Origin of the sequence: Candidatus Tisiphia endosymbiont of Ceraclea dissimilis, from assembly GCF_964030735.1 — a bacterium.
Taxonomy (GTDB): Bacteria; Pseudomonadota; Alphaproteobacteria; order Rickettsiales; family Rickettsiaceae; genus Tisiphia.
Map to the genome: position 1 here is coordinate 75269 of NZ_OZ034917.1, position 23567 is coordinate 98835.

General features: G+C 33.2%; 16 protein-coding genes and 1 pseudogene. 7 read left to right on the top strand and 10 right to left on the bottom strand.

From position 1 onward, the window contains the following. Positions 1–202: 202 nt before the first annotated feature. Complete coding sequence (locus tag ACQH1V_RS00345) at positions 203–2059, bottom strand: AAA family ATPase (protein ID WP_425360445.1); 1857 nt, start codon at positions 2057–2059, stop codon at positions 203–205. Positions 2060–2255: 196 nt separating this feature from the next. Between ACQH1V_RS00345 and ACQH1V_RS00350 the strand changes: the two genes are divergently transcribed. Next, entirely contained in the window at positions 2256–4835 is a 2580-nt protein-coding gene (locus ACQH1V_RS00350; RefSeq protein WP_425360446.1) for an N-6 DNA methylase, read from the top strand. 267 nt (positions 4836–5102) lie between these two features. After that, the gene (locus ACQH1V_RS00355; protein ID WP_425360447.1) at positions 5103–6374 is read left to right on the top strand and encodes an IS256 family transposase; all 1272 of its coding nucleotides are present in this window, start codon (positions 5103–5105) and stop codon (positions 6372–6374) included. Between the two features lie 193 nt (positions 6375–6567). On the opposite strand, the pseudogene ACQH1V_RS00360 reads toward ACQH1V_RS00355, so the two are convergent. The 4 genes and pseudogenes from ACQH1V_RS00360 to ACQH1V_RS00375 all read right to left on the bottom strand — a co-directional run. Then, a pseudogene (locus ACQH1V_RS00360) lies at positions 6568–6753 on the bottom strand (IS1634 family transposase); the annotation flags it as partial. Between the two features lie 320 nt (positions 6754–7073). Further along, positions 7074–8873, bottom strand: coding sequence for a pentapeptide repeat-containing protein (locus ACQH1V_RS00365; protein ID WP_425360448.1), 1800 nt, complete (start codon positions 8871–8873; stop codon positions 7074–7076). A 116-nt stretch (positions 8874–8989) separates the two neighbouring features. After that, positions 8990–9586 (bottom strand): biotin transporter BioY, encoded by a 597-nt coding sequence (locus ACQH1V_RS00370; RefSeq protein WP_425360449.1) that lies wholly within the window; start codon positions 9584–9586, stop codon positions 8990–8992. Then, positions 9555–10988 carry a sigma-54-dependent transcriptional regulator gene (locus ACQH1V_RS00375; RefSeq protein WP_425360450.1) on the bottom strand — a complete coding sequence of 478 codons (1434 nt, stop codon included), beginning with the start codon at positions 10986–10988 and terminating at the stop codon, positions 9555–9557. The genes ACQH1V_RS00370 and ACQH1V_RS00375 overlap by 32 nt, the downstream gene beginning before the upstream one ends. 219 nt (positions 10989–11207) lie before the next feature. Between ACQH1V_RS00375 and ACQH1V_RS00380 the strand changes: the two genes are divergently transcribed. From ACQH1V_RS00380 to ACQH1V_RS00390, 3 genes are read left to right on the top strand one after another with little or no spacing between them, the layout of a single operon-like run. After that, on the top strand, positions 11208–11711 hold the full coding sequence (locus tag ACQH1V_RS00380; protein ID WP_425360451.1) for a helix-turn-helix domain-containing protein: 504 nt from the start codon (positions 11208–11210) through the stop codon (positions 11709–11711). Continuing rightward, positions 11705–11911: a hypothetical protein gene (locus ACQH1V_RS00385; RefSeq protein WP_425360452.1), complete on the top strand. Its 207-nt coding sequence runs from the start codon at positions 11705–11707 to the stop codon at positions 11909–11911. Before ACQH1V_RS00380 ends, ACQH1V_RS00385 begins: the two co-directional genes overlap by 7 nt. Beyond that, a complete protein-coding gene (locus tag ACQH1V_RS00390; protein ID WP_425360915.1) occupies positions 11911–12264 on the top strand; it encodes a transposase in 354 nt (117 codons plus the stop codon). The genes ACQH1V_RS00385 and ACQH1V_RS00390 overlap by 1 nt, the downstream gene beginning before the upstream one ends. Positions 12265–12269: 5 nt before the next feature. Here ACQH1V_RS00390 and ACQH1V_RS00395 read toward each other — a convergent pair whose 3' ends face one another. Then, complete coding sequence (locus ACQH1V_RS00395) at positions 12270–13430, bottom strand: tetratricopeptide repeat protein (RefSeq protein WP_425360453.1); 1161 nt, start codon at positions 13428–13430, stop codon at positions 12270–12272. A gap of 75 nt (positions 13431–13505) precedes the next feature. Continuing rightward, positions 13506–15257, bottom strand: coding sequence for a hypothetical protein (locus ACQH1V_RS00400; RefSeq protein ID WP_425360454.1), 1752 nt, complete (start codon positions 15255–15257; stop codon positions 13506–13508). Between the two features lie 792 nt (positions 15258–16049). Between ACQH1V_RS00400 and ACQH1V_RS00405 the strand changes: the two genes are divergently transcribed. Then, positions 16050–17864, top strand: coding sequence for an AAA family ATPase (locus tag ACQH1V_RS00405; RefSeq protein WP_425360455.1), 1815 nt, complete (start codon positions 16050–16052; stop codon positions 17862–17864). A gap of 306 nt (positions 17865–18170) precedes the next feature. Here ACQH1V_RS00405 and tsaB read toward each other — a convergent pair whose 3' ends face one another. Beyond that, a complete protein-coding gene (gene tsaB / locus ACQH1V_RS00410) occupies positions 18171–18863 on the bottom strand; it encodes a tRNA (adenosine(37)-N6)-threonylcarbamoyltransferase complex dimerization subunit type 1 TsaB (RefSeq protein ID WP_425360456.1) in 693 nt (230 codons plus the stop codon). Positions 18864–19061: 198 nt separating this feature from the next. Between tsaB and ACQH1V_RS00415 the strand changes: the two genes are divergently transcribed. Next, complete coding sequence (locus ACQH1V_RS00415) at positions 19062–20609, top strand: phosphomannomutase/phosphoglucomutase (RefSeq protein WP_425360457.1); 1548 nt, start codon at positions 19062–19064, stop codon at positions 20607–20609. Between the two features lie 93 nt (positions 20610–20702). Here ACQH1V_RS00415 and ACQH1V_RS00420 read toward each other — a convergent pair whose 3' ends face one another. Further along, on the bottom strand, positions 20703–22223 hold the full coding sequence (locus tag ACQH1V_RS00420) for a YifB family Mg chelatase-like AAA ATPase (protein WP_425360458.1): 1521 nt from the start codon (positions 22221–22223) through the stop codon (positions 20703–20705). Continuing rightward, the gene (gene hslU / locus ACQH1V_RS00425) at positions 22224–23534 is read right to left on the bottom strand and encodes an ATP-dependent protease ATPase subunit HslU (RefSeq protein ID WP_425360916.1); all 1311 of its coding nucleotides are present in this window, start codon (positions 23532–23534) and stop codon (positions 22224–22226) included. Positions 23535–23567 lie beyond the last annotated feature (33 nt).

Here is a 23567-nt window from a genome sequence, read left to right on the forward strand (position 1 = left end):
AATAACAAAATAATCACAACAATTTTAGTACAATAAAGTATAACTTATTTCCTCAGATTTTTGTAATATATAGGAATTTTGCTTAGAAAGCATTATTGACTCCTCCTGGAAGATTTAATATCACCGTATATATTACAAAAACCTAAAGAAATATTAATTTATTGTTATTATTTAGGATTCTTGTATTTATATATTAAATAGTTTAAAGATTCACCACATCAATCTGATATTCTAGTGCTACTTCCTTGCCACAAAAAGCCATAGCAATTTTGATGATTTTTTGAACATGGGAGTACTCTTTTATTTTAGCCTCATATCGTTTTTTCGCTATTTGCTCTAGCCCTTCTCTGGCAACAGATTCTAAAATATCAGGAGATTTGCATATTTTATATTCAATAATAATAGCATTATTCTGCTTCCCAGCCTTAGGTAGCAATATAATATCAGCTCTACCACTGCCTGTTTCTCTCTCACTATCTATGACATAGCCAGGAGATAAAGTGTTAATTAAACCTAGCATAAAGCCGCTATAAAATAGCTCGGCTTTTTTCTCGCCAGTTTGATGAAAACTAGTAGCATTTAGTAATAACTCTTGTAATTTCTCTTTAAATTCTTCTATTTTGCCTGCCGGCAATAAACTAGCAAAAGAATAATATAAAGAACTATCCATTTGTAACTTGCTACTCACCCATTGTAATAGCCTGGTTTCATATATATATTCTACTTCCTTATTAGGCACTGATAATTCGTAGATATCTTTTGCAGGTTCGATAGCTGTTGGGTTTAAATAACCACTAAATAATAACAAACTAAATAACCCACTTCGCGTATTAATATCGCTGAAACTGATTTGTTTGGTAATAGGTGCGATGATACTTTTACCGCTAGCTAATTGTTGGATATCAATTTGTATTTCATCTGATAACAATGCTTTATCAACAAGCCCAGTGCCACCGCTATCAAGCCAATAATGATCAAGCTTACCTCTAGTATCTAGGCATAACATAATTGACCATGGATTATAGATGATTTCTCCGCCAAAACTATAGCCATTATACCAAGCTTTAATTTGTTCAGGACTTGTGTCAAGTGGTACTTTGGTTAATAACTCATCAACCTCTGCTTGAGTGAAACCATAAAATTTAGCAAATTTTTCATCTAGCAGAGTATATTCACGAACATTATTCAAATCCGAAAATAAATTAGCCTTAGCAACCCGTAATATGCCGGTTATTACGCCTTTTTCTAAGTAAGGATTAGTTTTTAAACTACTGCCAAACATCCCGCGAAACATTTCAAGTACCTGTTCAAATTCTTCTGGCTTGTTACCAAACTTAATGTATGAACTATTGATCGGCGTGTCGTATTCATCGATCAATATGTAAACTTTTTGACCAAAATGTTTGTACAGCACTTCACTCAAAACCCGTAAACTATCTTTTAAGTCATTTCTCTCAAGTTTCCCATCAAAATATCTCCTTAGTTTTTCTTTTTGGGCATTATTTAATAGTCCTGTATCTTCTGTTACATGATGATTTAAGTAATGATGACTTGCAAATAATTCTATAATTTGATCCTTTATACCTAGTTCTATTTCTTGATAACTACTACCTTTTACATCTTTAAGATTGAGCAAAATCACCGGAAATTGACCTTGTTGAGTCATGGCATATTCATTGCCGTTAATCTTTAAAGGCTCTAAAGTCCTTTTTCCTTTAATACCTAAATTGATTTCCCCACCGGTAAAGAGAATGCGATTAACTCTATCTTCTTCAGGTAAAGGCGTACCTCTCTTATCCACCTCTATCTCAAAAAATTTCTGGAGCATGTTCATATTCAAGCTCTTACCCCAACGTCTTGGTCTGGTGATTAGGATAACCTTACCATTGTCCTCTAGTAATTCTTGAATCATTAGACTTTTATCAACAAATACATCACTATTAACAACCAAGTCATAGAACTCATCCGTACCTACTAGCATTCTTGGCGGCTTATTTTTACCTTGAATGGTACTAATATCTTTAACTGTTGTATTAAGATCAGAAAGTTTAAAGGTCATATTATTATATTATATTTGAGAATTACTATAAATATTTGCTTTAAGAAAGTGTAGCATAAATAAGCTAACAGCACCAGCAATTATCTTTTTGACAAATATCTTAAGTATCTATTGTTGATGGGTTTTGTTTTGGATATAATTAAAGGAACAATAACGCGGCTTTTAAATTGTTATTGAATAATTGGATGATTTAATTATGAGCGAAGAACTTCTGCAACGAGATTTAATCAAGAATCCTGAAAAAATAGGGACTTGGAATTTTTATAATATTGGTTCAACAACTATTAGTGCTTTAAAAAAATCTGATATAATAAGAAGTATAGACTATGGGAATGTATCAAACAAGAGAGTTGATGCCATTATCACCAAACAAAAAGAAGTTATTGCTATTGTGGAATTTAAATCACCTGAACATTTTAATACCAAGGATAAAAAAAATAATGCCATTCTGCAAGAAATTGAGGTTGCCAAAAAACTAAAAACAAAATTAATTATTGCAACTGATACCAAAGAGACGGTATGGTTTAATGTTGCTACTGGTAATACCGTGAAAACCGAAGAAGCTAATGATTTTAAATATCCTTTTGATTCTAAAGATATAAACTTACCAAAAGTTATCAATGAAACAATACAATCAATAAATGAGAAAAATGATAGAATTTTACCAAAAGAACTAGTCAATCCAACAGATTTAGCAAAACAAATATGGCAAGATGTTTGGAGTGTTAGCGGTGCAACCCCTGATAATTGCTTATACACATTTGTTGAATTATTTATATTCAAATATTTAAGTGATTTAAAAATATTGCAAGGTACTTATAATTTTTACACTTTACTTGGGATGTATGAAGAAGGCAATGAAACTAATACAGTTTTACAACATTATGCAAATATTATCAGACCACAAATAAAAGAGCTGTTTCCTGAAAATGCTTTAGACAAGACCACCATAATAAATGGTAGCATATTTATCAGCAAAGAACAAAAAGCTGTTGATGGTTACGGAATAGTCTTTAAAAAAGTTCTACAAAAATTTAAAAATTATGGAAAACTTGAACATATTGACCATGATTTTAAAAGTAAGTTATTCGAGAGTTTTTTAAAAGAAAGTATCAGTAAAAAGAATTGGGGGCAGTTCTTTACTCCGATTAAAGTTGTCCGTGCTATCAATGAAATGGCAGAAGGGGAGCTAAAAGAAGGAATGACTATTTGTGATCCAGCCTGCGGAGTGGGAAAATTTCCATTAGAATTTATAAAGAACGATCTTGATAAGCTCTTTAAAGTTGAAAACAATAAAATAATACAAAAAGTTAAAATAGTTGGTTTTGATAAGGGTTTTGATAAAGATGAGCAGAAAACCATCATTTTAGCAAAAGCCAATATGCTTATTTATTTTTGTGAACTGATAAAAGATAATATTGGATTAACTAGGGAATTTGCCAAAATATTTAATGAGAGTTTTATTTTAAAAACAAACTCGATACTTGGTACGCTTTCAGAAGCAGAAGAAGAAAAATATGACTTAATTTTAACAAACCCACCTTATGTAACAAGTGGTAGTAGTAATTTAAAAGAAGAGATAGCTAAAAATACTACGTTAAAAAATTATTATAAGATAAATGCCATGGGTATTGAGGGGCTTTTCATGGAGTGGATTATAAAAGCTCTTAAGAAAGGTGGTAAGGCTTTTATAGTTATTCCTGATGGAATTTTTAATAGACAGAACGATAAAAATTTGAGGCAATATATTTTAGATAGTTGCTATATTGATGCAATTATTTCTTTGCCATTAAAGACATTTTTTACAACAACCAAAAAGACTTATATTTTAGCGATTACAAAAAAATTCGATATTTCTGATATTCAGACTGATCCAGTATTCACCTATTTAGTTAGTGAAATTGGTGAAAGCAGAGATGTAAATAGATTTGATATTGAGCAAGATGACTTAAAAGAAGCTGTTAATTTGTATAACGCTTTTAAGGGTAATAAGAAGTATTTTGCAAATCTTAATCATGATAAGAGATGTAAGATAGTTTTGATAAATGAATTTGACAGTGGTAAAAATTGGTCTGTAGAAAGATGGTGGAGTAAAGAAGAAAAAATTGAATTAGCTATTGGAGAAACAAACCAAATGGTTTCAATTGGTGAATTTAGCGATATAATTAGGGATTTAGGAATGATCTGTAATGAATTTAGTAAATCATTGCAAGATAGCGTTCTTTATAAATTTGATAATGAAATCGGACGTTGCCAAAGTATCAAAATAGAGGATATTTTTAATATAAAAAAGGGAATAGCAAAATACACTAAGACTTATATTAAAGAACATGAAGGTTCGTATCCTGTCTACTCAGCAAACACCAAACAAGATGGTGTTTTAGGTTATATAAATCATTTTGATCATGAGGTGGAATCTATCCAGATTACTACTAATGGATATGCTGGCACAGTTTTTTATAGGTCAAAACATAAATTTAGCATAAATGGAGATGCAAGATTGTATATCCCAAAATGTGATAATCTTGATTGTTTATATCTATCGTTTGAATTACAAAAAGCATTAGATAAAAATAACTTTAATTGGGAATATAAGCCAACCATAGAAAGAACAAGAAATATTGAAGTCAAAATTCCAATTACTACAGCAGGTGAATTTGATTTACCAAAACAACAGGAGATAGCAAAAAAATATCGTAAAATCGAAGAAATAAAGACTAATATAAAAAGAGAACTTGAAAAAATAGAAACTATAAAAGTTGATATTGGTTTATAATCTTAATCTCCGCCCTTATCAATTCGTTAAGGCTAGGAGACTGTCGGGGATAAGCCTCCACAACTGTTGAAAGTTAGAAAAGGAAAAGGTTTTAAAGGTCATCATGGCAGTTTAAAAGTTGCAAAAAATAACCGGTGTCATTGTGAGGAGACGTGAGTCGACGAAGAGATTTTTGGTTACTTTTGGAGTCTATAATATACTTTGTGTAAGTTGCAAAAGTAAGCAGTAAGAAGTACTGTAAGAAAACAACTTATAACAAGGTAAAATATGTCAGAAAAAATAAAAAAGAAGATACTAGAACTAAAAGATAATAATATAAGTAATAATTTAGTAGAAGAATTATTATCAAAAGCCGATCCATCTAAGTTGTTTGGCAAAGAAGGATTATTTCAACAACTAAAAAAGCAAATAGTTGAAAAAATATTAGAAAGTGAACTAGAGCATGAATTAGGTTATTCAAAGCATAGTAAAATGCCGAAAGTAGATAATAATCGTCGTAATGGTAGCTATGAAAAGACAATAATTGATGATGATGGTAGGAAGGTTACTCTGGAAGTACCAAGAGATCGAGAAGGAGAGTTTGTTCCCAAATTAATACCTAAAGGGCTGAGAAGATTCAGTGGATTTGACGATAAAGTTATCTCACTTTATGGTCGAGGAATGACAGTCAGTGAAATTCGAGGTCATTTGGAAGAAATATATCAAACTGAGGTTTCCGGTGATTTAATATCGACAATAACCGATGGAGTAATAGACGAAGTAACTAGGTGGCAAAATCGAGGTTTAGATAAGGTTTATCCAATATTATACTTAGACTGTATTCATGTTAAGTCTAGGGATAACCAGGTAGTGATAAATAAAGCAGTATATTTAGCGATTGCTGTTAATATAGAAGGAAAGAAGGAGTTGCTGGGTATTTGGGTAGGAAAAAATGAAGGTGCTAAATTCTGGATGCAAGTAGTTACTGAGTTAAAAAATCGAGGAGTAGAACAAATTTATGTTGCTTGTGTTGATGGTCTAAAAGGTTTTCCGGAAGCGATAAGTAGCATATTTTCTGCGACTATAGTACAGTTATGTATAGTTCATATGGTTCGCAATTCAGTGAAGTATGTCTCATATAAGGATTTAAAGGAGGTGACCACAGATTTGAAGCAAATTTATACAGCAAATAATGAAGAAATGGCAAGTCTAAAACTTCAACAATTTAGTTCAAAATGGGACAAAAAATATCCAGTAATTTCTGATATTTGGCAACGTAATTGGTCTGGGATAATCCCATTTTTTGCTTTTCCTGAGGAAATAAGAAAGGTAATTTATACAACAAATACCATTGAATCTGTCAACCGTCAAATTAGAAAAATCATCAAAAATAAGGGGGTGTTTCCAGATGATAAATCAATTCAGAAAATAATATTTTTAGCTCTGCAAAATGCATCTAAAAAATGGACTATGCCCATAAAAGATTGGTCATTAGCTTTGAATCAATTTGAAATACTTTGTGGTGATTTTAAATATGATTTATTGGAATGTAAAAAATAGAACTTACACAAAATAAATGATTGACTCTACTTTTGTGGATTACCTAGTCTACCTACGGTCTTACTCGCAATGATGTTGACCATATACTATAGTCAATTCAGGGGAATTTGGCACTAAGAACGATGGAGCGACGCCTATAAGTAATAGGCGGGCGACGAGTGACGACGTCACCAACTTTTCATCAATTGACTATAGCTTTAATTTTTACAATTAAATCCTCTGCTAATGCAACTAATTTGGCTTCTTCTACATCATCGAAGAATACCCCTAAATGCCGGACAATACGTTGTTTGATATTACCTTTGCTATCTTGGTATCCTTCAACCACTTGTATTGATTGCCTTGGACTATTTGGTGTTTTTTTACGACGTATGTACATGTAGATAATTGTAGAATTAATATGTAATAATATAGTTATAGCATAACAAAAACCAAAGCTAATAACAAATTATTCACTAGGCACAACAGACCTCCTGAAAAAATCATTTCCCAGCTTTATGGTTCCTCCATATCCTCTCTTCCCATCTTTCAACATTTTCTTGCGGAAGCCGGGAGCAAAAAACTTTAAATAGCCAAATCGTAGTAGCCTTAGCAGACTATTTCCAAGTATCACTAGATGAAATGGTTGGCAGAATTGATCCTACCACTTCTTCTGATAATGACAAACCTTCTTAAGTTTGTAGTTATTATATATTTTTGCTACGGTTCTTTATCCTCAAGCCCTTTAGTACCTTCAAGCTTTGCATTAATTAAAGATATTTTACTAACAAAAGCTCTAATAAAATTAACATTTGTTAAATCAGTATCATTAAAATTTGTATTATAAAGTTTAGCAGATTCTAAATTGCTCCCAATAAGAGATGATTTGCTAAAATCTGCATTACTTAGATTGGCCATAGTTAGATCAGTATTCTGTAATATACAGCTATGAATTATAGCATTAGATAAATCGATACCTTTAAGAACGGAGCCTGAGAAAATAGTTTGGTTAAATGCCAAACCTGACAAATTTAAACCTTGTAAATTGATATTTGATAAGTCTTTCACCTGTTCTAAATCTTTTACAGAGTAGATAGTATTTACTGATTTAAATTTATAAAAGTCCTGACCATTTAATACAATATTTCTGTTAAAATCTGAATTAATGAAATTATTATCTTTATATCTCACATTATTTAATTGAGAATTTATGATTGGCGAATTATCAAAAATGACTTCTGATAAATCTGAATTTATGATAGCTATCTGATAAAAATGGCTATCAATAAATTTTATCCCATTTAATACAGTATTTTGTATCAGTGCTTTAGTAAAATTTACCGTATTAAATTTAGTAGCAGAGAAATTAGAGTTTATTAATTCACTATTGGTCAAATCAGAGTTAATAATAGTTGCTTGCTTGACATAGCTATTATTCAATGATACGCTGGTAAAATTGCTATTCTCAATATCAGCATTAGTGATATTAATTTTATTTAACTTGAGCAAAATGCTATGGCAGTTCTTTATTGATAGCTCCTTTATAATAGCATCATTAAAATGAGCATTATCCATCACACTATTTTGAATTTGTACTTGATTCAATTGCACATTATTCAAATTGGTATTTTTTAAATTACAATTCTCAATAATTGCATTGGCAAAATCTGCAGATTGAAAGGAAGAGAAAGAAAATAACGAGTTAGTAAGCTTTATATTTTTTAATTGAGCTTGATTAATAATAGCATGAGTAAAATCTGAATTGCTAATCACCGCTCCAGTAAAGTCCACCCCAGTTAGATCCACAGATTCACAATAACAATTAGTCATATTTAGGTAATTAGCTAATATTTGCCGTAAATCTGTACCATAAAAAATAGAATTTGAGATAACTGCTTTTTTAAAACTACCTTTTGCTAAATTACTTTTTTGAAAATTAGAATTACTGATCATAGCCTCATCAAATACAGCTCTAGTAAGATTTGCATTTTCAAAATTAATATTTTCTAAATTAGCTTTGACAAAGTCAGTGTCCTCAAGATTTGATTGAATAAGATTACTATTTCTCAAATGAGTATTCTCAAACATCGATGCTTGAAAATCTGCACCATAAGCTGATATATTTTTTAATATAGTATTAGAAAGATCACTTTCTTGAATTATAGATTTTGTTAAAATTGCATTCTCAAAATTTGTTCCTGAAAAATCTACTCGTGATATTTCACAAAAACTTAAGTCAACACCAGAAAGATCCTCATTTGTTAGTTTAACACCTACTAACTTTAACCCCCTAAGGTTTGAGCCAAATTTATTTTTAATATTTACTGGTACCTTATTTTTATTTTGCTCTGCTATATAATTTCTAATAATGAGACTTTGACTATTAGATAACAAACCATCTGCATCTCTTGAAGAATCTGAACATCCGGTAAGAACTAAAAGCAAAGTTACAATAAAGAATTTTACACCACCATGCGATATTACAGGTTCCTGCCTACGTGATATAGAGGTAACCGTCATTGCGAGAAGTAGCAAAACTGCGACGAAGCAATCCAGGTTATTTATTGTGCTACAAGTTGTCCTAGATTGCTTTGTCGTTACTAAAGTGCCTCCTCGCAATGACCTTGTTATTTGAATCATAAAATAGTATTCTTTCTGCCTTTTACATAAGAATATGTAGAAGAAAATATTAGCATCTTTACTAAGCCACTCGGTATAAATATTATAAATCCACTATAAATAGCTTGTTTAATTCCTATAAATGTTGCTAACCAACTAACTCCCCAAAAGTAAATTATAAGGTGTCCTATAAGACAAGTACAAAATATACTCAAATAACGTGAGTATGTTCCAGTAAATCTTTCAGAAAACTTACTGTTAAGTATACTCATCACAGGAGTAGCGATTAAATATCCTATCAGATAACCACCTGTTGCACCAAACAAAATATGTAAACCACTTGATAGCTTTGCAAACATTGGTAGCCCTGCCACGCCAATTGTAATATAAGCTAAAACCGTAGCAAAACTAAGTCTTGGGCTATAAGTAACAGCAATAATACAAATCACCACAGTTTGCATGGATATCGGCACTGGTTTAAGAGGAATAACGATTTGTGAGCCAGCAAATAGAGCGGCTACCCCCAGCATTACTTTAGCAATTACAAGATAGTTATTAGCTATGATAGTTGGTAAAGTTGTTTTATTCATAATTGTCATAAAAATCCTCGTCATTAAATTTATTACTAGGAATATGTAAATTGAGCAATTTCAATTTACGATGTAATGCTGAACGTTCCATACCTACAAAGGCTGAGGTTTTAGAAATGTTATTATTAAATCGATTCATCTGAGCAGCTAAATACTGCCTTTCAAAAATCTCTCTTGCCTCTCGGAGCGGCATGATCATTATATCAACATTATCTTCCTGCTTTGCAGAACTAGAATCAGTAACTAAAATTTCTGGTGGTATCATAGTTGGTTTGATCGTTGTTGGTTTGATCGTTTGATTACTATTTGAAGATAGCGGATTCATAATTAAAGTCCACTCTATTACATTACGTAATTGCCTTATATTACCTGGCCAACTATAAACTTGAAAAGCTGCAATTGTTTCATCAGAAAATTCACGTGTTTTTAAACCAGAAAACTTAGAAAGTTGTTTAACAAAATACTTCACTAATGCAGACATATCATCTTTTCTATCATATAAAGATGGAATTTTTAGGGAAATAACATTTAATCGATGATATAAATCCTCCAGGAGTTCACCTTTACTTATCTCTTCTTGTACAATCTTAGAAGTTGCAGCAATAACCCGTATATCTAGTTTTATTGCTTTACTTCCTGGCTTATGAAACATTTGGTCTTGCAAAAATTTAAGTAATTGTACTTGTGCCGAAATTGGTAAACCACTAATTTCATCTATGTACAGAGTGCCATTATTTGCTATTTCTAATATCGAAGGACGTCTAATATCCTGGTTATCTATTCCTTTAAATAATTCTTGATGAACACGGTCAGGCTCCATACCTACTGGACTAAAGGTTACGAAAGGTGTATTAGCCCTTTTTGATTTTTTATGAATTAATCGAGCAGCTAGTTCTTTACCGCTGCCAATTTGCCCTTGAATAAATACTCTACTAGTCGCCAAAGCGGCTTTTTCAATATCAGACTTAAGTTTGCCTGTAATATGAGAGTTACCTATAAGTTCAGTTTTATCAATAACTTTTGATTTTAGATCAAGATTCTCACGCTTTAACTTAGTTGTTTCACAGGCTCTTTTTAATAAGATCAATAGCTTATCATGACTAAATGGTTTTTCTAGATAATCATAGGCACCCATTTTGATAGCATTTACTGCAGTTTCAATATTACCATGCCCGCTAATAACTATCACAGGCATTAGAGGATAACGTTTTTTTACTATCTCCAAAATTCCAAGCCCATCAAGCTCACTACCCTGTAACCAAATATCTAAAATAATTGCTGCTGGTGTTCTTTCTTGGAGTATTTTAAAAGCCTGAATACTATTAGCAGCAGTCTTGGTAGTAAATCCTTCTTCTTTTAAAATATCTGAGACTAAATCTCTAATATCTGCTTCATCATCAACAACAAGAACATCTATAGACATCAAATTTTCCTAAAAACTAATTATTGAAATTATAGGTTAATAGCTAATAAAAAAGAAATCAACTAATTTTTATAACATTTTTGCCACATAACCAAAACTATATAGGCGAGTAACCCACTCCCATTGCTGAGAGCAAGTCCTCTAAGAACCGAGCTTATACCAATTGAAATAGTTAAGGAGGTATATTATAATATGGGAATATAAACTTGAGCAGGTAGTAAAATGGCAAGAACATTAATATTACCAAAAGGTTTTCATGAGCATGATTTCATATACCTAATGAAAAACGAGTCGCACGGAAGAAATCGCATACGCTTATTAGCAATGCATCACCTGCAATCAGGCAAGTCATTGAAAACTGTATCGATAATAGTTGGATCGCACTGGAAAACAGTACAATCTTGGCTTAGAAGATTTAGAAACTCTAGCTTTGATGGATTATTTGAATCGCATAGGAGTGGTGCGTTTAAAAAATTCAATAGCTTACAAGAATCTTTTTTGTCTGATAAAATAAATATGTTGAGTGAAAGTAAGACAGGTGGTTATATAACAGGAAAGGAATTACATAATATGTTATTTGAAACATATGGTATTAAATGTAGTTTAAAAACAGTTTATAACACTATACATCGACTTGGTTTTAGCTGGATTACTTCTCGTTCAGTACACCCAAAATCTAATCAAGCAACTCAAAATACATATAAAAAAACTTCGCCAATATGCTAAAAGTATTATTACCAAAAGATATTGATTGGAGTAAGGTTGACATTTGGTCACAGGATGAAACTAGAATTGGGCAGCAAGGTAGTTTAAGTCGCATATGGGCTAAACGTGGGAGCAGACCTAGGAAAGTAAGCAACAACAATTTATCTCAACATACATCTATGGAGCTGCTTGCCATGATACGGGCGAATCTTTTGCGTTAATTTTACCATATACCAATACTGATTCAATGAATAAGTTCTTAGATGAATTTTCTTTGACTATTGATTCTGGTAGGCATGTTGCATTATTAACAGATAATGCCGGGTGGCATGCAGCGAAAAAATTAATTATTCCAAGTAACATTACCTTGGTACCGCTTCAGCCATACGCACCGGAATTAAATGCGATGGAACAAATTTGGCAGTGGATCAAAAATCACTTCCTATCTAATCAATGTTACGGTGTATACGAAGATATCGTTGCTAATGCTTGCTATGCCTGGAATCAACTTAGTAAAAATGTAACTTTAGTAAAATCAATTATGTATAGAGAGTGGATTAATATACCGCGTTAATTATTTCAATTGATATCACATACTACCTCGCCAAGTAAATTTTTGGTGAATTCTTCATCTACCAAGTAATAATTGTAAAAATCCTGCTCCTGTGCTTTGGTGGCAAAATCTTGCCCTTGAGCAGCGGCATTAAGCATAATATTAGCAATTTTATTGTAAGCCGCAACCTTAAAATTCTTATCATGACTTAGGCTGAATGCATGGTGATAATATGTTTTAGCTTTTTCAAATAAACCTATAGACTCAAAATACTCAGCTTGTTTTAGCATTATATCGGGATTCTCTTGATCTTGTTTTAACCATGCTTTAAAACAGGCTTTTATCTTAAACTCATTATTAACTACTTTATAGCAGTCAATCGCCTTAGCATATTCACCCTTGTTAAAAAATAGTTGCCCCAATTCTTCATATATTTTTGGTAGATGGCTATTGGCATCTATAGCTTTTGCATAGTAAGCCAATGCAGATTCATTGGCACCATCATGCTCAGCAATACTAGCTAAGCAACTATAGGCTATAGCCTTAAGATTCTTGCAAGCAGGAGAGTCTTGATAATTTTCTAGATATTTTATAGCTTTATGATAATATTCTGGGTCAGATTGGTTTTCATCAATATTCAAACTACTAACTTGATACTCAAGATTTTCTGTTACCTTAGCATGGCAAGCTGTTATTAACTCTGCAATTTTTGCATGATCAGGCAAATTAGCTCCACAGACATTAGCGAAGAATTTCACATATTCATATTGCTGCTGTAAGCAATAACCGTAATCTTGTATCTGATGCTGAAGCTGAGAATTATCAAAGTCAGCATATTCAGCAAAAAGTTCTACTGCTATCTGGAAAATCATTAAGGCATCTGGTATCTTATCTATTTGATTATAGTTAAGCACTTTTTGCAATCTTGATAATAACTCCAACTCTGGAAAATATTCACCTTCACTATGTTGCTTTAATTCATTGTAATTAATTGATGACGGAACCAAATCTTTGACAATCGCATAATTTTCGGAAAATGCATTGAGTGGATTAACATTTAAGCAGTTAGTGGCATCAGCAATAGCCTTCACTATCACCTCTAATAGTTGGTTAAAATTATTACTCGCAGTATTTAACAGATGCGATGAACACTCCATAGCTTTCTTTGAAATAGCTATGTCGACCATCTCACTATTAGCGTCAGAATATGTGGATGATTTGTCTATTTCTGCAAGTAAGTCAGGTACAGTTAACTCACCTTCTTAAGTTGGTTTATAGAATAGATGTATTGAATTACCATCTTTGAGCTTACTAATCAGTTCCTTACATTTCTTTGTTGCTCCTTGGTTATATGTTAATATGTTATCTATAGATTTTTGGATATTCTGAATGTTCTTGTTTGGTGGTACATGAGTAACTACTAAAAATATGCTACCACCCTCTATAGACTTAATATCCTTAAAACTTTTTATAAAATTAGATAAAGTTTCAAGGAAATCACTGCCTCTATTACTCCTTAAATCTGATTCATCTACCACCAGCACAAATTTTAGTTGATCTGTAATCTCAAAAAGCCTTTTAATATAAAAGATGTTAGCAATTTCCTGAACAAGATCAGTATCATTAAAGCCAGGGCAATCCCAAATGGTTAGGTCTTTAGCCAAACATTTATTAGGAATTTTGGTTTCGGAAGACATTTTATGACCAATGACAATATCACTAAGTGGTTGTATTGCGTCAATAACCAGCTCGCTAGTTGCATCATCCCTAATAGCTTGCAGTTCATTACCACTAAGAACGTGAACCAGCGTACTCTTGCCAGCCCCAGTCTTACCAACCACCAGTACCGCTTTTTTAACATTCTCCTGTAGGTGGTCGTTACCATCTCGCATTAAATCTGATACTTGCTGGATAGTAGCCTGATCATCATTATCAAACTGATTATCCCTACCTGCTACCTCAAATAATTTTACAGCCGGTATATTGGGGATATATTCTTTTATTTTTGCTTCCTCTATAGCCTTTAATTCAGCTGCTTCTTTTGCCGCCTTGGCTTCCTCTTGCTCTCTAAGCTTTGCCTGTTGCTTAACTCTTTCAGCTTCTTGCTGCCTAACTTGTTCAGCTATGTATTTTTTTACTAGAGCCTCTTGTCTAGCTTGTTCAGCTGCCTCTTGCTCTCTAAGCTTTGCTTCCTTCTCAAGTCTCTCAGCCTCTTTTTGTCTTGTCTGTTCGGCTATTTGTTTTGCTAGAGCCTCTTGTCTAGCTTGTTCAGCTGCCTCTTGCTCTCTAAGCTTTGCCTCCTTTTCAAGTCTTTCAGCCTCTTTTTGCCTTGCCTGTTCAGCTGCTTGTTTTGCTAAAGTTTCTTGTTTGGTCTTTGCAGCAAGTTCGTTATTAATCTGTAAGGCTGTTTCTATCTCTTTCTTTACAATATTTCCTATATTGTTAAAAGCAGTGCCAAAAGTAACAATAGATTTATTGATCTTTAAGGCATCTGCTAGATACTTCACTCCCACAGATCCTATCGGATTACCACGATCAATGTAAAAACTAGTAATAGATTTATTAACTTTTAAGGCTTCTGCTATAGCCTGTGCTCCAGCATCTCCTATCTGGTTACTACGAATGTGAAGATAATTAATAGTGTAATTAACCTTTAAGGCTTCTGCTACAGCCTGTGCTCCAGCATCTCCTATCTGGTTAGTATGAAGGTAAAGAGTAGTAATAGAGTGATTATCCTTTAAGGCTTCTGCTATAGCCTGTGCTCCAGCATCTCCTATTTGGCTATTATAAAGGTCAAGAGTAGTAAGAGAGTGATTAATCTTTAAGGTTTTTGCTAGAGCCTGTACTCCATCATCTCCTATCTTGTTATAACGAAGCTCAAGATAAGTAATAGAATAATTAACCTTTAAGGCTTCTGCTAGAGCCTGTACTCCATCATCTTCTATCTGGTTATCAGTAAGCGTAAGCTTAGTAATAGAGCGATTATTCTTTAAGGCTTTTGCTAAATCTCTCATTCCAGCATCTCCTATCTTGTTACGCAAAAGGTTAAGATTAGTAATAGATTTATTAATCTTTAAGGCTTTTGCTAAATCCTTTGCTCCATCCTCTCCTATCTCGTTATCCCCAAGGTAAAGAGTAGTAATAGAGTTACTTGTTATTTGTTATTTGTTGTACAATTTTTTCTTCTAACGGCATTGTTTTTCTCTCTTTTATTTATAGTTAACTAGATTGGTATGACGTCATTGTAAGGGGCTGCTTAGCGGTGACGAAGCAAGCCTGTTTTGTGTAATACCTGCTTCGGTGCGGGATCTAAAATAATGTCCAAAAAACCCTGAATATTATTATAGATACCTGCCTTCGCAGGGATGACATAAAAATGGATTGCTTCGTCGGCTTATGCCTTCTCGCAATGACGTAGTGTTACAAAGCATCTCCTCGCAATGACATTCTTTAGACTCACACGAGTTCTATTCTATGGCATAATAAAATAATCTTTACTATTAAAGTCTAATATACTTTATATAATATTAATATATTTTAACATGTAAAGTGATTTTTAAAGAAATTTGTGGAATATCAAATTTAGTGGTAATTATACAATTAAAAACACGAGGTAAAAATATCACAAAAACGGCACTGAAATTATAACATTTTCTAAGGCTGCATAATTATATCGTCTGGGTGTTAATTCAGGTTAATTCACTATAAAAAAACAAAAAATTATAAAAATTTTGCTAATTAGCTATTAGTGGACAATAAAAAAGTAGTATAATGGATATTATAGTTGGAAGGAACAGATGAGAACAATGATAGAAGAAAAAAATAAAAATAATGTTGATGATCAACCAACCATGTTAGTTGGTACTGATGACTTCAAGACATTATTGCTAAATAGTGATGTATTTGTTGATAAGAGTCTAATGATCAAAGAATTATTAGAAGATAGTGGGGCAGTCACACTCATTACTCGCCCAAGGCGTTGGGGGAAGAGCTTGAATATGGATATGGTGCGAAGATTTCTAGAAATAGAAGTGGATGAGTATGGGATACAATTGCCGCAAGAACAAAGAGTTAATCATAAGCTGTTTAGCGGAGGAGAAGTGGATTTAGGATTTGATGAGACTAAAGAACTAAAGCCATTAAAAATTGCTAGTGTAGCAAACTCTATGAAACGTCAAGGTCAATTTCCAGTTATTCTTATAAGTTTTAAGGGTGTTAGGGGAAGTAGTTATGAGGAAATTGAAAGTAAAATCAATTATCAAGTAATACAGTTATTTAGTAATTATCGTTATTTGGAGACTTATTTAACAGATAAGGAAAATTTATTAAATGATGCACAAAAGAAACAATTAACTAGATATTTTTCTGGAGAATTTAACAAAGTAGAGCTTGAGAATAGTTTGAAATTTTTAAGCGATTTACTTTATAAACATTTTAATCAGAAAGTTTACATACTAATTGACGAGTATGATACGCCAATTAATAGTTCCTATATGGAATTTGGTCATAAAGAAGAATTTAATCAGGTACTTAAACTATTCCGGGCAATATTTGGCAATAGTCTTAAAACCAATGATTCATTACAAAAAGGCGTTATTACCGGCATATTACGGATTGCTAAGGCTAATTTGTTTTCAGATTTGAATAATTTAACTGAATGTAGTCTATTAGACAAAAAATTTGCTAGCAGTTACGGCTTTACCCAAGCAGAAGTTGATGAATTATTGACCATCGTCCCAACTAATACAGATCCAGAAAAGATTAAAAATTGGTATAATGGCTATAATTTTGGTGGAGAAGTCATTTATAATCCATGGTCAATTATGCAATGTTTGGCAAATAAAGGTAAGTTGGATCATTATTGGATTGATAGTGGTGGGACTGATTGGATTGATCATGTATTGCTCTCAGATGAGATGCAAACAGATATTCAGGCTTTAGCCGCAGGAAAAGCTATTACTTCTCCTATTACCAAATATATAAGTTTTGCTGATATCAGTTCACGCGGAGGTTTGTTTAGCTTATTATTATTTAGCGGCTATTTAAACCCAACAACTATTGACCAAGAAGAAAGTATCTATAAATTATCTGTGCCTAATAGAGAAGTAAAAAATATATATAATGCACGATTGCTACAATGGGTTAGTAAACAAATACAAATGGATAGTTCGTTATATTATTCATTAGTTAGCTTACTGCCAGATGGTAAAATTGAGGAGTTTAAAGAGAATATGCAAGAGTTACTACTTAACTCTACTAGTTTTCATCAAACTGGCGAGAAGAAGGCAGAATTGTTTTATAGTGGCTTTATGTTAGGACTGATCAATACTCTATCTTTTCGTTATATAATATCAAGTGAACAAGAATCAGGCGATGGTCGTCCAGATATGATGATGATCCCGAAAGTGGGCAAAGGTGATAAAGCGATGATTATCGAGTATAAAATCGCTAAATCCTCAGAAGATTTAGCAGATATAGCTAAATCTGGCTTACAACAAATTATAGATAAGAAATATGATACTAGGATAAAAGAATATCAGCATGTAAAACAAATACTCAAAATTTCGATGGCATTTTGTGGAAAAAATATGGAGTTAGAATATGAAGTAACGAAGCTCTAATAATAGAGCGTAAGCACTTGTATAATAAGCAATTTGGTATCTGGTTGGGTTCGGAAATTGTTCACTACGCCCCGCCAGTTACTTATTACTCTTTCAGGGATTTTGTAATTTTACTAGAGAATAGTACTCTACAATTTTTTATTTATTTCCTTATGATCAGTAAAAAAGCTGACTGCTAAGAGTCATGGCTTAGAGCTACTTTAGCAGCGACAAAGCAATCCATGAGAATTAGTATAGATACATCAAGACTATATTGCTTCGTCGACCTACGGTCTCCTCGCAATGACGCTGAGGCTAAAGCTATAGCTAACTCTGTTTAATCTTCACATCAGCCATTCTAATATATAATGGCTCGATAGAGTTAGAAAAATTACATTTTTCAGCTATTTTATCAGCTATATATTGACATATATGCCATGCCTTAATTTTAGTGAAACGCGGTAAGATTATTACATTTTCTAAATCCTTAATCTTGTCGTATATCATCTCTAACCCACTACCAGCACAGACTTTAATAATATTATCTTCTGTATTTAATAACTGCCCAACTTGGTCATAATTTATCAATAAAGGAATAGATGACTGTCCATCTTGATCAAAAACCTGGCTATATAATTGCTCTCTATATGCATTAAGAAAAATAAAAAACTTAAAATTAACCTTTTTATTATGGTTATTTACTTGCCTAGTGGCTCTCCGCCAGGAATACTCAAAATTAGATATAGTAGTACCTATGATATTGGTACTTAGCAAAATGCCTTTTGCTACTGACAACCCTACCCTAATACCGGTAAAACTACCTGGACCATTTGTAACGGCTAGGTAATTTAAGTCATGGTAAGAAAGCTTTGCTATTCTCAGAGCTTCTTCAATCATTGGTACTATTGTTTCAGCCTGCATAGAGGGTCTTAAATCCTCGATATAGGCCAAAATAACTTTATCTTCAGAAATCGCAACAGATGCACTATTATTTACCGTATCCAATGCTAAAATTTTCATTTATACTATCAACTCTTTAAATCACTTAATTAGACCTATTGCATAACCTAATCTAATTGGTAATTTTGTTGTCAAAACTCGTCTCCGTTCCTCACGTACATCTTAGTACGCTGCGGTACTCGACTTCGTTTTTCCTAAAAATTCCTCAATTATCTTTAGGTTATGCAAGAGGTCTATTATACTAAAATAGTAATGACAATGGAAATAAATAGAACAATTTTTAGATTGTACGATATTCGTGGAAGCAGTCTGCTGGATATTAATACAACTATTGCTTATAAAATTGGATTTTGTTTTACCAAACTAAATATATCTAAACAAGGGAACAAAATATTGATAGGGCGAGATGGTAGATTAAGCTCCCCTGCCCTTTACCATGCTTTGGTTAATGGCATTATCTCAGCTGGTGGACAGGCTATCTCAATAGGAGTCGCCCCCTCTCCTATGCTATATTTTGCTGATAAGATATTTAAACCACAAGCTAGTATAATGATCACAGGTTCACATAATCCCAAAGATGATAATGGTTTTAAGATGTTATCGCAAGGCAAGTCTTTTTTTGACCAACAAATACAACATTTACTAAATAGCATTCTAAATACTGATTGGTCTATAGCTAACTCAATTAACATTACGCCGTCATTGCGAGAAGCTACTGTAGTAGCGACGAAGCAATCCAAAAGAACGATTAAAAATGGATTGCTTCGTCGGCTTACGCCTCCTCGCAATGACGCCAGTTTACTATGGCTAAATGCTAATCGGATTAGCTATAGTATGGCTGATAAGTTTATAGCCCCAGCTAATGTGCAAAAGTTAAATATCACAGCTCAATACATAGATCGGATTTTACAAGAAATAACTATAGAACCTAAAATAAAAGTAGCATGGGATCCAGCTAACGGTGCGGCTGGAAATATTACTGATCTATTAGCATTAAGGTTACCCAACAAAAATATCGTTATCAATTCGGAAATTGATGGTAATTTTCCTAATCACCACCCAGATCCCACTATTGCTAAAAATCTAGAACAACTAATAGAAGTAGTGAAAACCCAAGATTGCGATATTGGTATTGCATTTGATGGAGATGCCGATCGTATAGCCATTATAAGTAAGAAAGGACGAATAATTTTAGGCGACCAGATTCTTTGTATATTAGCAAAAGATATAATTGACCAAAATCCACAAGCAACTATTATCATGGATATTAAATCAAGTAGCGCCATATTTAATCAGATTAAGTCATATGGTGGAAGACCGATAATGTGGAAAACAGGTCATTCCTTTATTAAAGACAAGATGCAAACAACTAAGGCATTACTGGGCGGCGAAACTAGTGGTCACATATTTTTTGCTGATAAATATTATGGATACGATGATGCAATTTACGCTGCTCTACGGTTTCTTGATTTATTATCAAGATCAGAAAAAACCTTGGACGATATGATAGATGAGCTACCTAAATGTTACAGCACTCCTGAAATTAGCATCCCGGTACCAGATGATCTCAAATTTGATATTATTCAGCAAATAAAAGATGATTTAATTAGCCAAAATATCGCTTTCAATGACATTGATGGTATAAGGATTGACTCATCAATTGACTCTAATGCATGGTGGTTACTCCGAGCCTCTAACACTGAAGCCAAAATTATTGCTAGATATGAATCAGATAGTTTGGAAGGAATGAATAGTATAAAATCTGAACTTTCCTCTTTACTAGCTAAATATGGTTTGAACATATAATTAACCCACCAGCGTAGGCGGGAATCTAGACCTCTACCTTCACAGGGGTGACACTAATTCTAGCAGAGATGACACCTGCCCCTCTCGAGTTAACTATAGGTTATTATCCATTTTTCTATAGTTTAGTGCTTCGGCAATATGTATCTTATAGACATTGCGAGAACCTTCTAGGTCAGCTATAGTTCTTGCAACTCGTAAGATTCTATTATATGCCCGCATTGATATACGAAATTTTGTAGCGGCTTCGTTAAGTAAATCTTTTCCATCATCAACTGGTAGTGCATATTCAATAAGCAGTTGCCCATCCAAACGGTTATTTGTTTTGATATTATATCCTTCATATCTAGTTTGTTGAATATTGCGAGCTATTTCGACCCTATTGGCTATTTGTTCAGACCCTTCTTCTGTATCATCTCCTATTAAATTATAATTATATGAATCGATAGAGCCTACATTTATATGTAGATCAAATCGATCCATGATTGGACCAGAAATACGCATCTGATAATCACTACCACATTTTGGAGCCCTTGAACATGCTTTATGCGGATCGCTTAAATAACCGCATTTACAAGGATTCATTGCGGCTATTAGCTGAAAGTTAGCTGGATATTTAATATGCGAATTTGATCTAGCAATTAGTATTTCCCCAGTTTCAATTGGTTGCCTTAGAGATTCGATAACATTAGGTGGAAAGTCTGGTAATTCGTCTAAAAATAATACCCCATTATGGGCTAATGAAATCTCACCTGGCTTTACTCTTTTACCCACACCACCACCGACCATTGCTGCTATCGAGCAGGAATGGTGAGGAGCACGAAAGGGTCTAACCCTTGATAGTTTGCCATTTGCTAACTTGCCAGCAACACTTGCTATAGTACTGCACTCTAATATTTCTTCGGGTCGCATTTTGGGTAATATCCCAGGTATACATTGTGCCAGCATCGATTTCCCAGTACCAGGTGGACCAAACATTAATAGATTATGGCTACCTGAAGCTGCTATTTCTAAAGCTCGCTTGGCTGTTTTCTGCCCTTTGATCTCTTTAAAGTCAGGGTAATTTATGATGCTAGTGTCAATTTCCAATTCTGGTGATGATAATATTTGCAGACCTTTAAAATGATTAACTAACTCTATTAAATTACTTGCTACCAAAATATTATTATTGCCAGACCAGGCAGCTTCCTGACCATTCTGTTTTGAACAAATTAGCCCTTTATTTCTAGCTGCAGCACCAATAGCAGCAGGCAAAGCTCCACTGACAGGTAATATAGAACCATCTAGAGATAATTCCCCTATTACTAGATATTCTTGCATTTCTCCAGCTGGTAAAATTTTCATACTGCTAAGTATAGCACAAGCAATAGCAAGGTCAAAATGACTACCCTCTTTAACCAAATCGGCTGGAGCTAAATTTATAAGTATTTTCTTGGCAGGTAGGGCAAGACCTATGGAAGACAGAGCTGCCCTAACCCTTTCTTTAGACTCACCAATGGTTTTATCCGCTAGCCCTACTATAGTAAAATTAGGTATACCTGGCGATATCTGTACTTGCACATCGACATCAATAATGTCTATACCACTAAAGGTTAAACTGCCAAGATGAACTATCATTTACAAAATAAATTTTACTAAATCCAGATTTTTGATAATTTTTGATAATTGCTGGTCGACAAAATGCTCCTCCATAACTACCTTTTTTTCTTTCATGTCACTTGCATTAAAACTTATATCCTCCAATAAATTTTCTAAAATAGTATGCAATCTTCTTGCTCCAATATCTTCAATTTCTAAGTTAACTTTTGCTGCATAAGTAGCAATCTTATCTATTGCCTTATCAGTAAATTGTAATTCTACCCCTTCGGTGCCAATTAAGGCTGAATATTGTTTTATTAAACTTGATTCTGGTTCAACCAAGATTTTCACCATATCTTCCTTAGTGAGTGAGTTTAACTCTACTCTAATAGGTAGCCTTCCTTGCAACTCGGGCAATAAATCAGATGGTTTTGATAAATGAAAAGCCCCTGATGCTATAAATAATATATGAGCAGTTTCTACAGGACCATACTTAGTATTAACTGTTGTACCCTCAATAATAGGTAATAAATCCCTCTGTACTCCTTCTCTACTAATCTCTGAGCTTTTTCCCTCAGGTCTTGAAGTGATTTTATCAATCTCATCCAAAAATACTATACCATCATTTTGTACTAGCACTAATGCATCTTGAGTAATTTTTTCTTGATCAATCAATTTATCTGACTCTTCAGCCAAGATAGTTAACATAGCATCTTTAACTAGCATTTTTTTGTTTTTTGTTTTACTAGTACCGATGACTTTGCTGATCATATCAGAAACATTTAACACACCCATAGCCGCTCCTGGCATACCAGGAATTTCAAAATTACTACCAAATATGCTACCTGAATCTGCTATATTGATCTCAATTTCATTATCATCGAGTTCACCTTTTTCAAGCTTAAGACGAAATTTCTCTCTAGTCTCAACTGATGCCGATTTGCCTACTAAAGCGTCCAATACTCTTTCTACAGTTTTTAAAGTTGCATTAGCAATAACTTCTTTTTTAGCATTAGCTTTTTGGGTATTAACAGCTATCTCCACTAAATCTCGTATTATTGACTCAACGTCTCGTCCAACATATCCTACTTCAGTAAATTTAGTGGCTTCTATTTTAAGAAAAGGTGAGCCGCTAAGCTTAGCAAGCCTTCTAGCGATTTCAGTCTTACCTACGCCAGTTGGTCCAATCATTAAAATATTTTTTGGAACGATTTCTTGACGAAGTGGCTCGGCTACATTTCTACGCCTACAGCGATTGCGTAAAGCGATCGCCACAGCTTTTTTGGCCTTATATTGTCCAACAATGAATCTATCAAGCTCAGCTACGATTTTAGAAGGAGTTAATCCCATAGATTTAGCAGGAATTTCCACTGATTTAGGTGG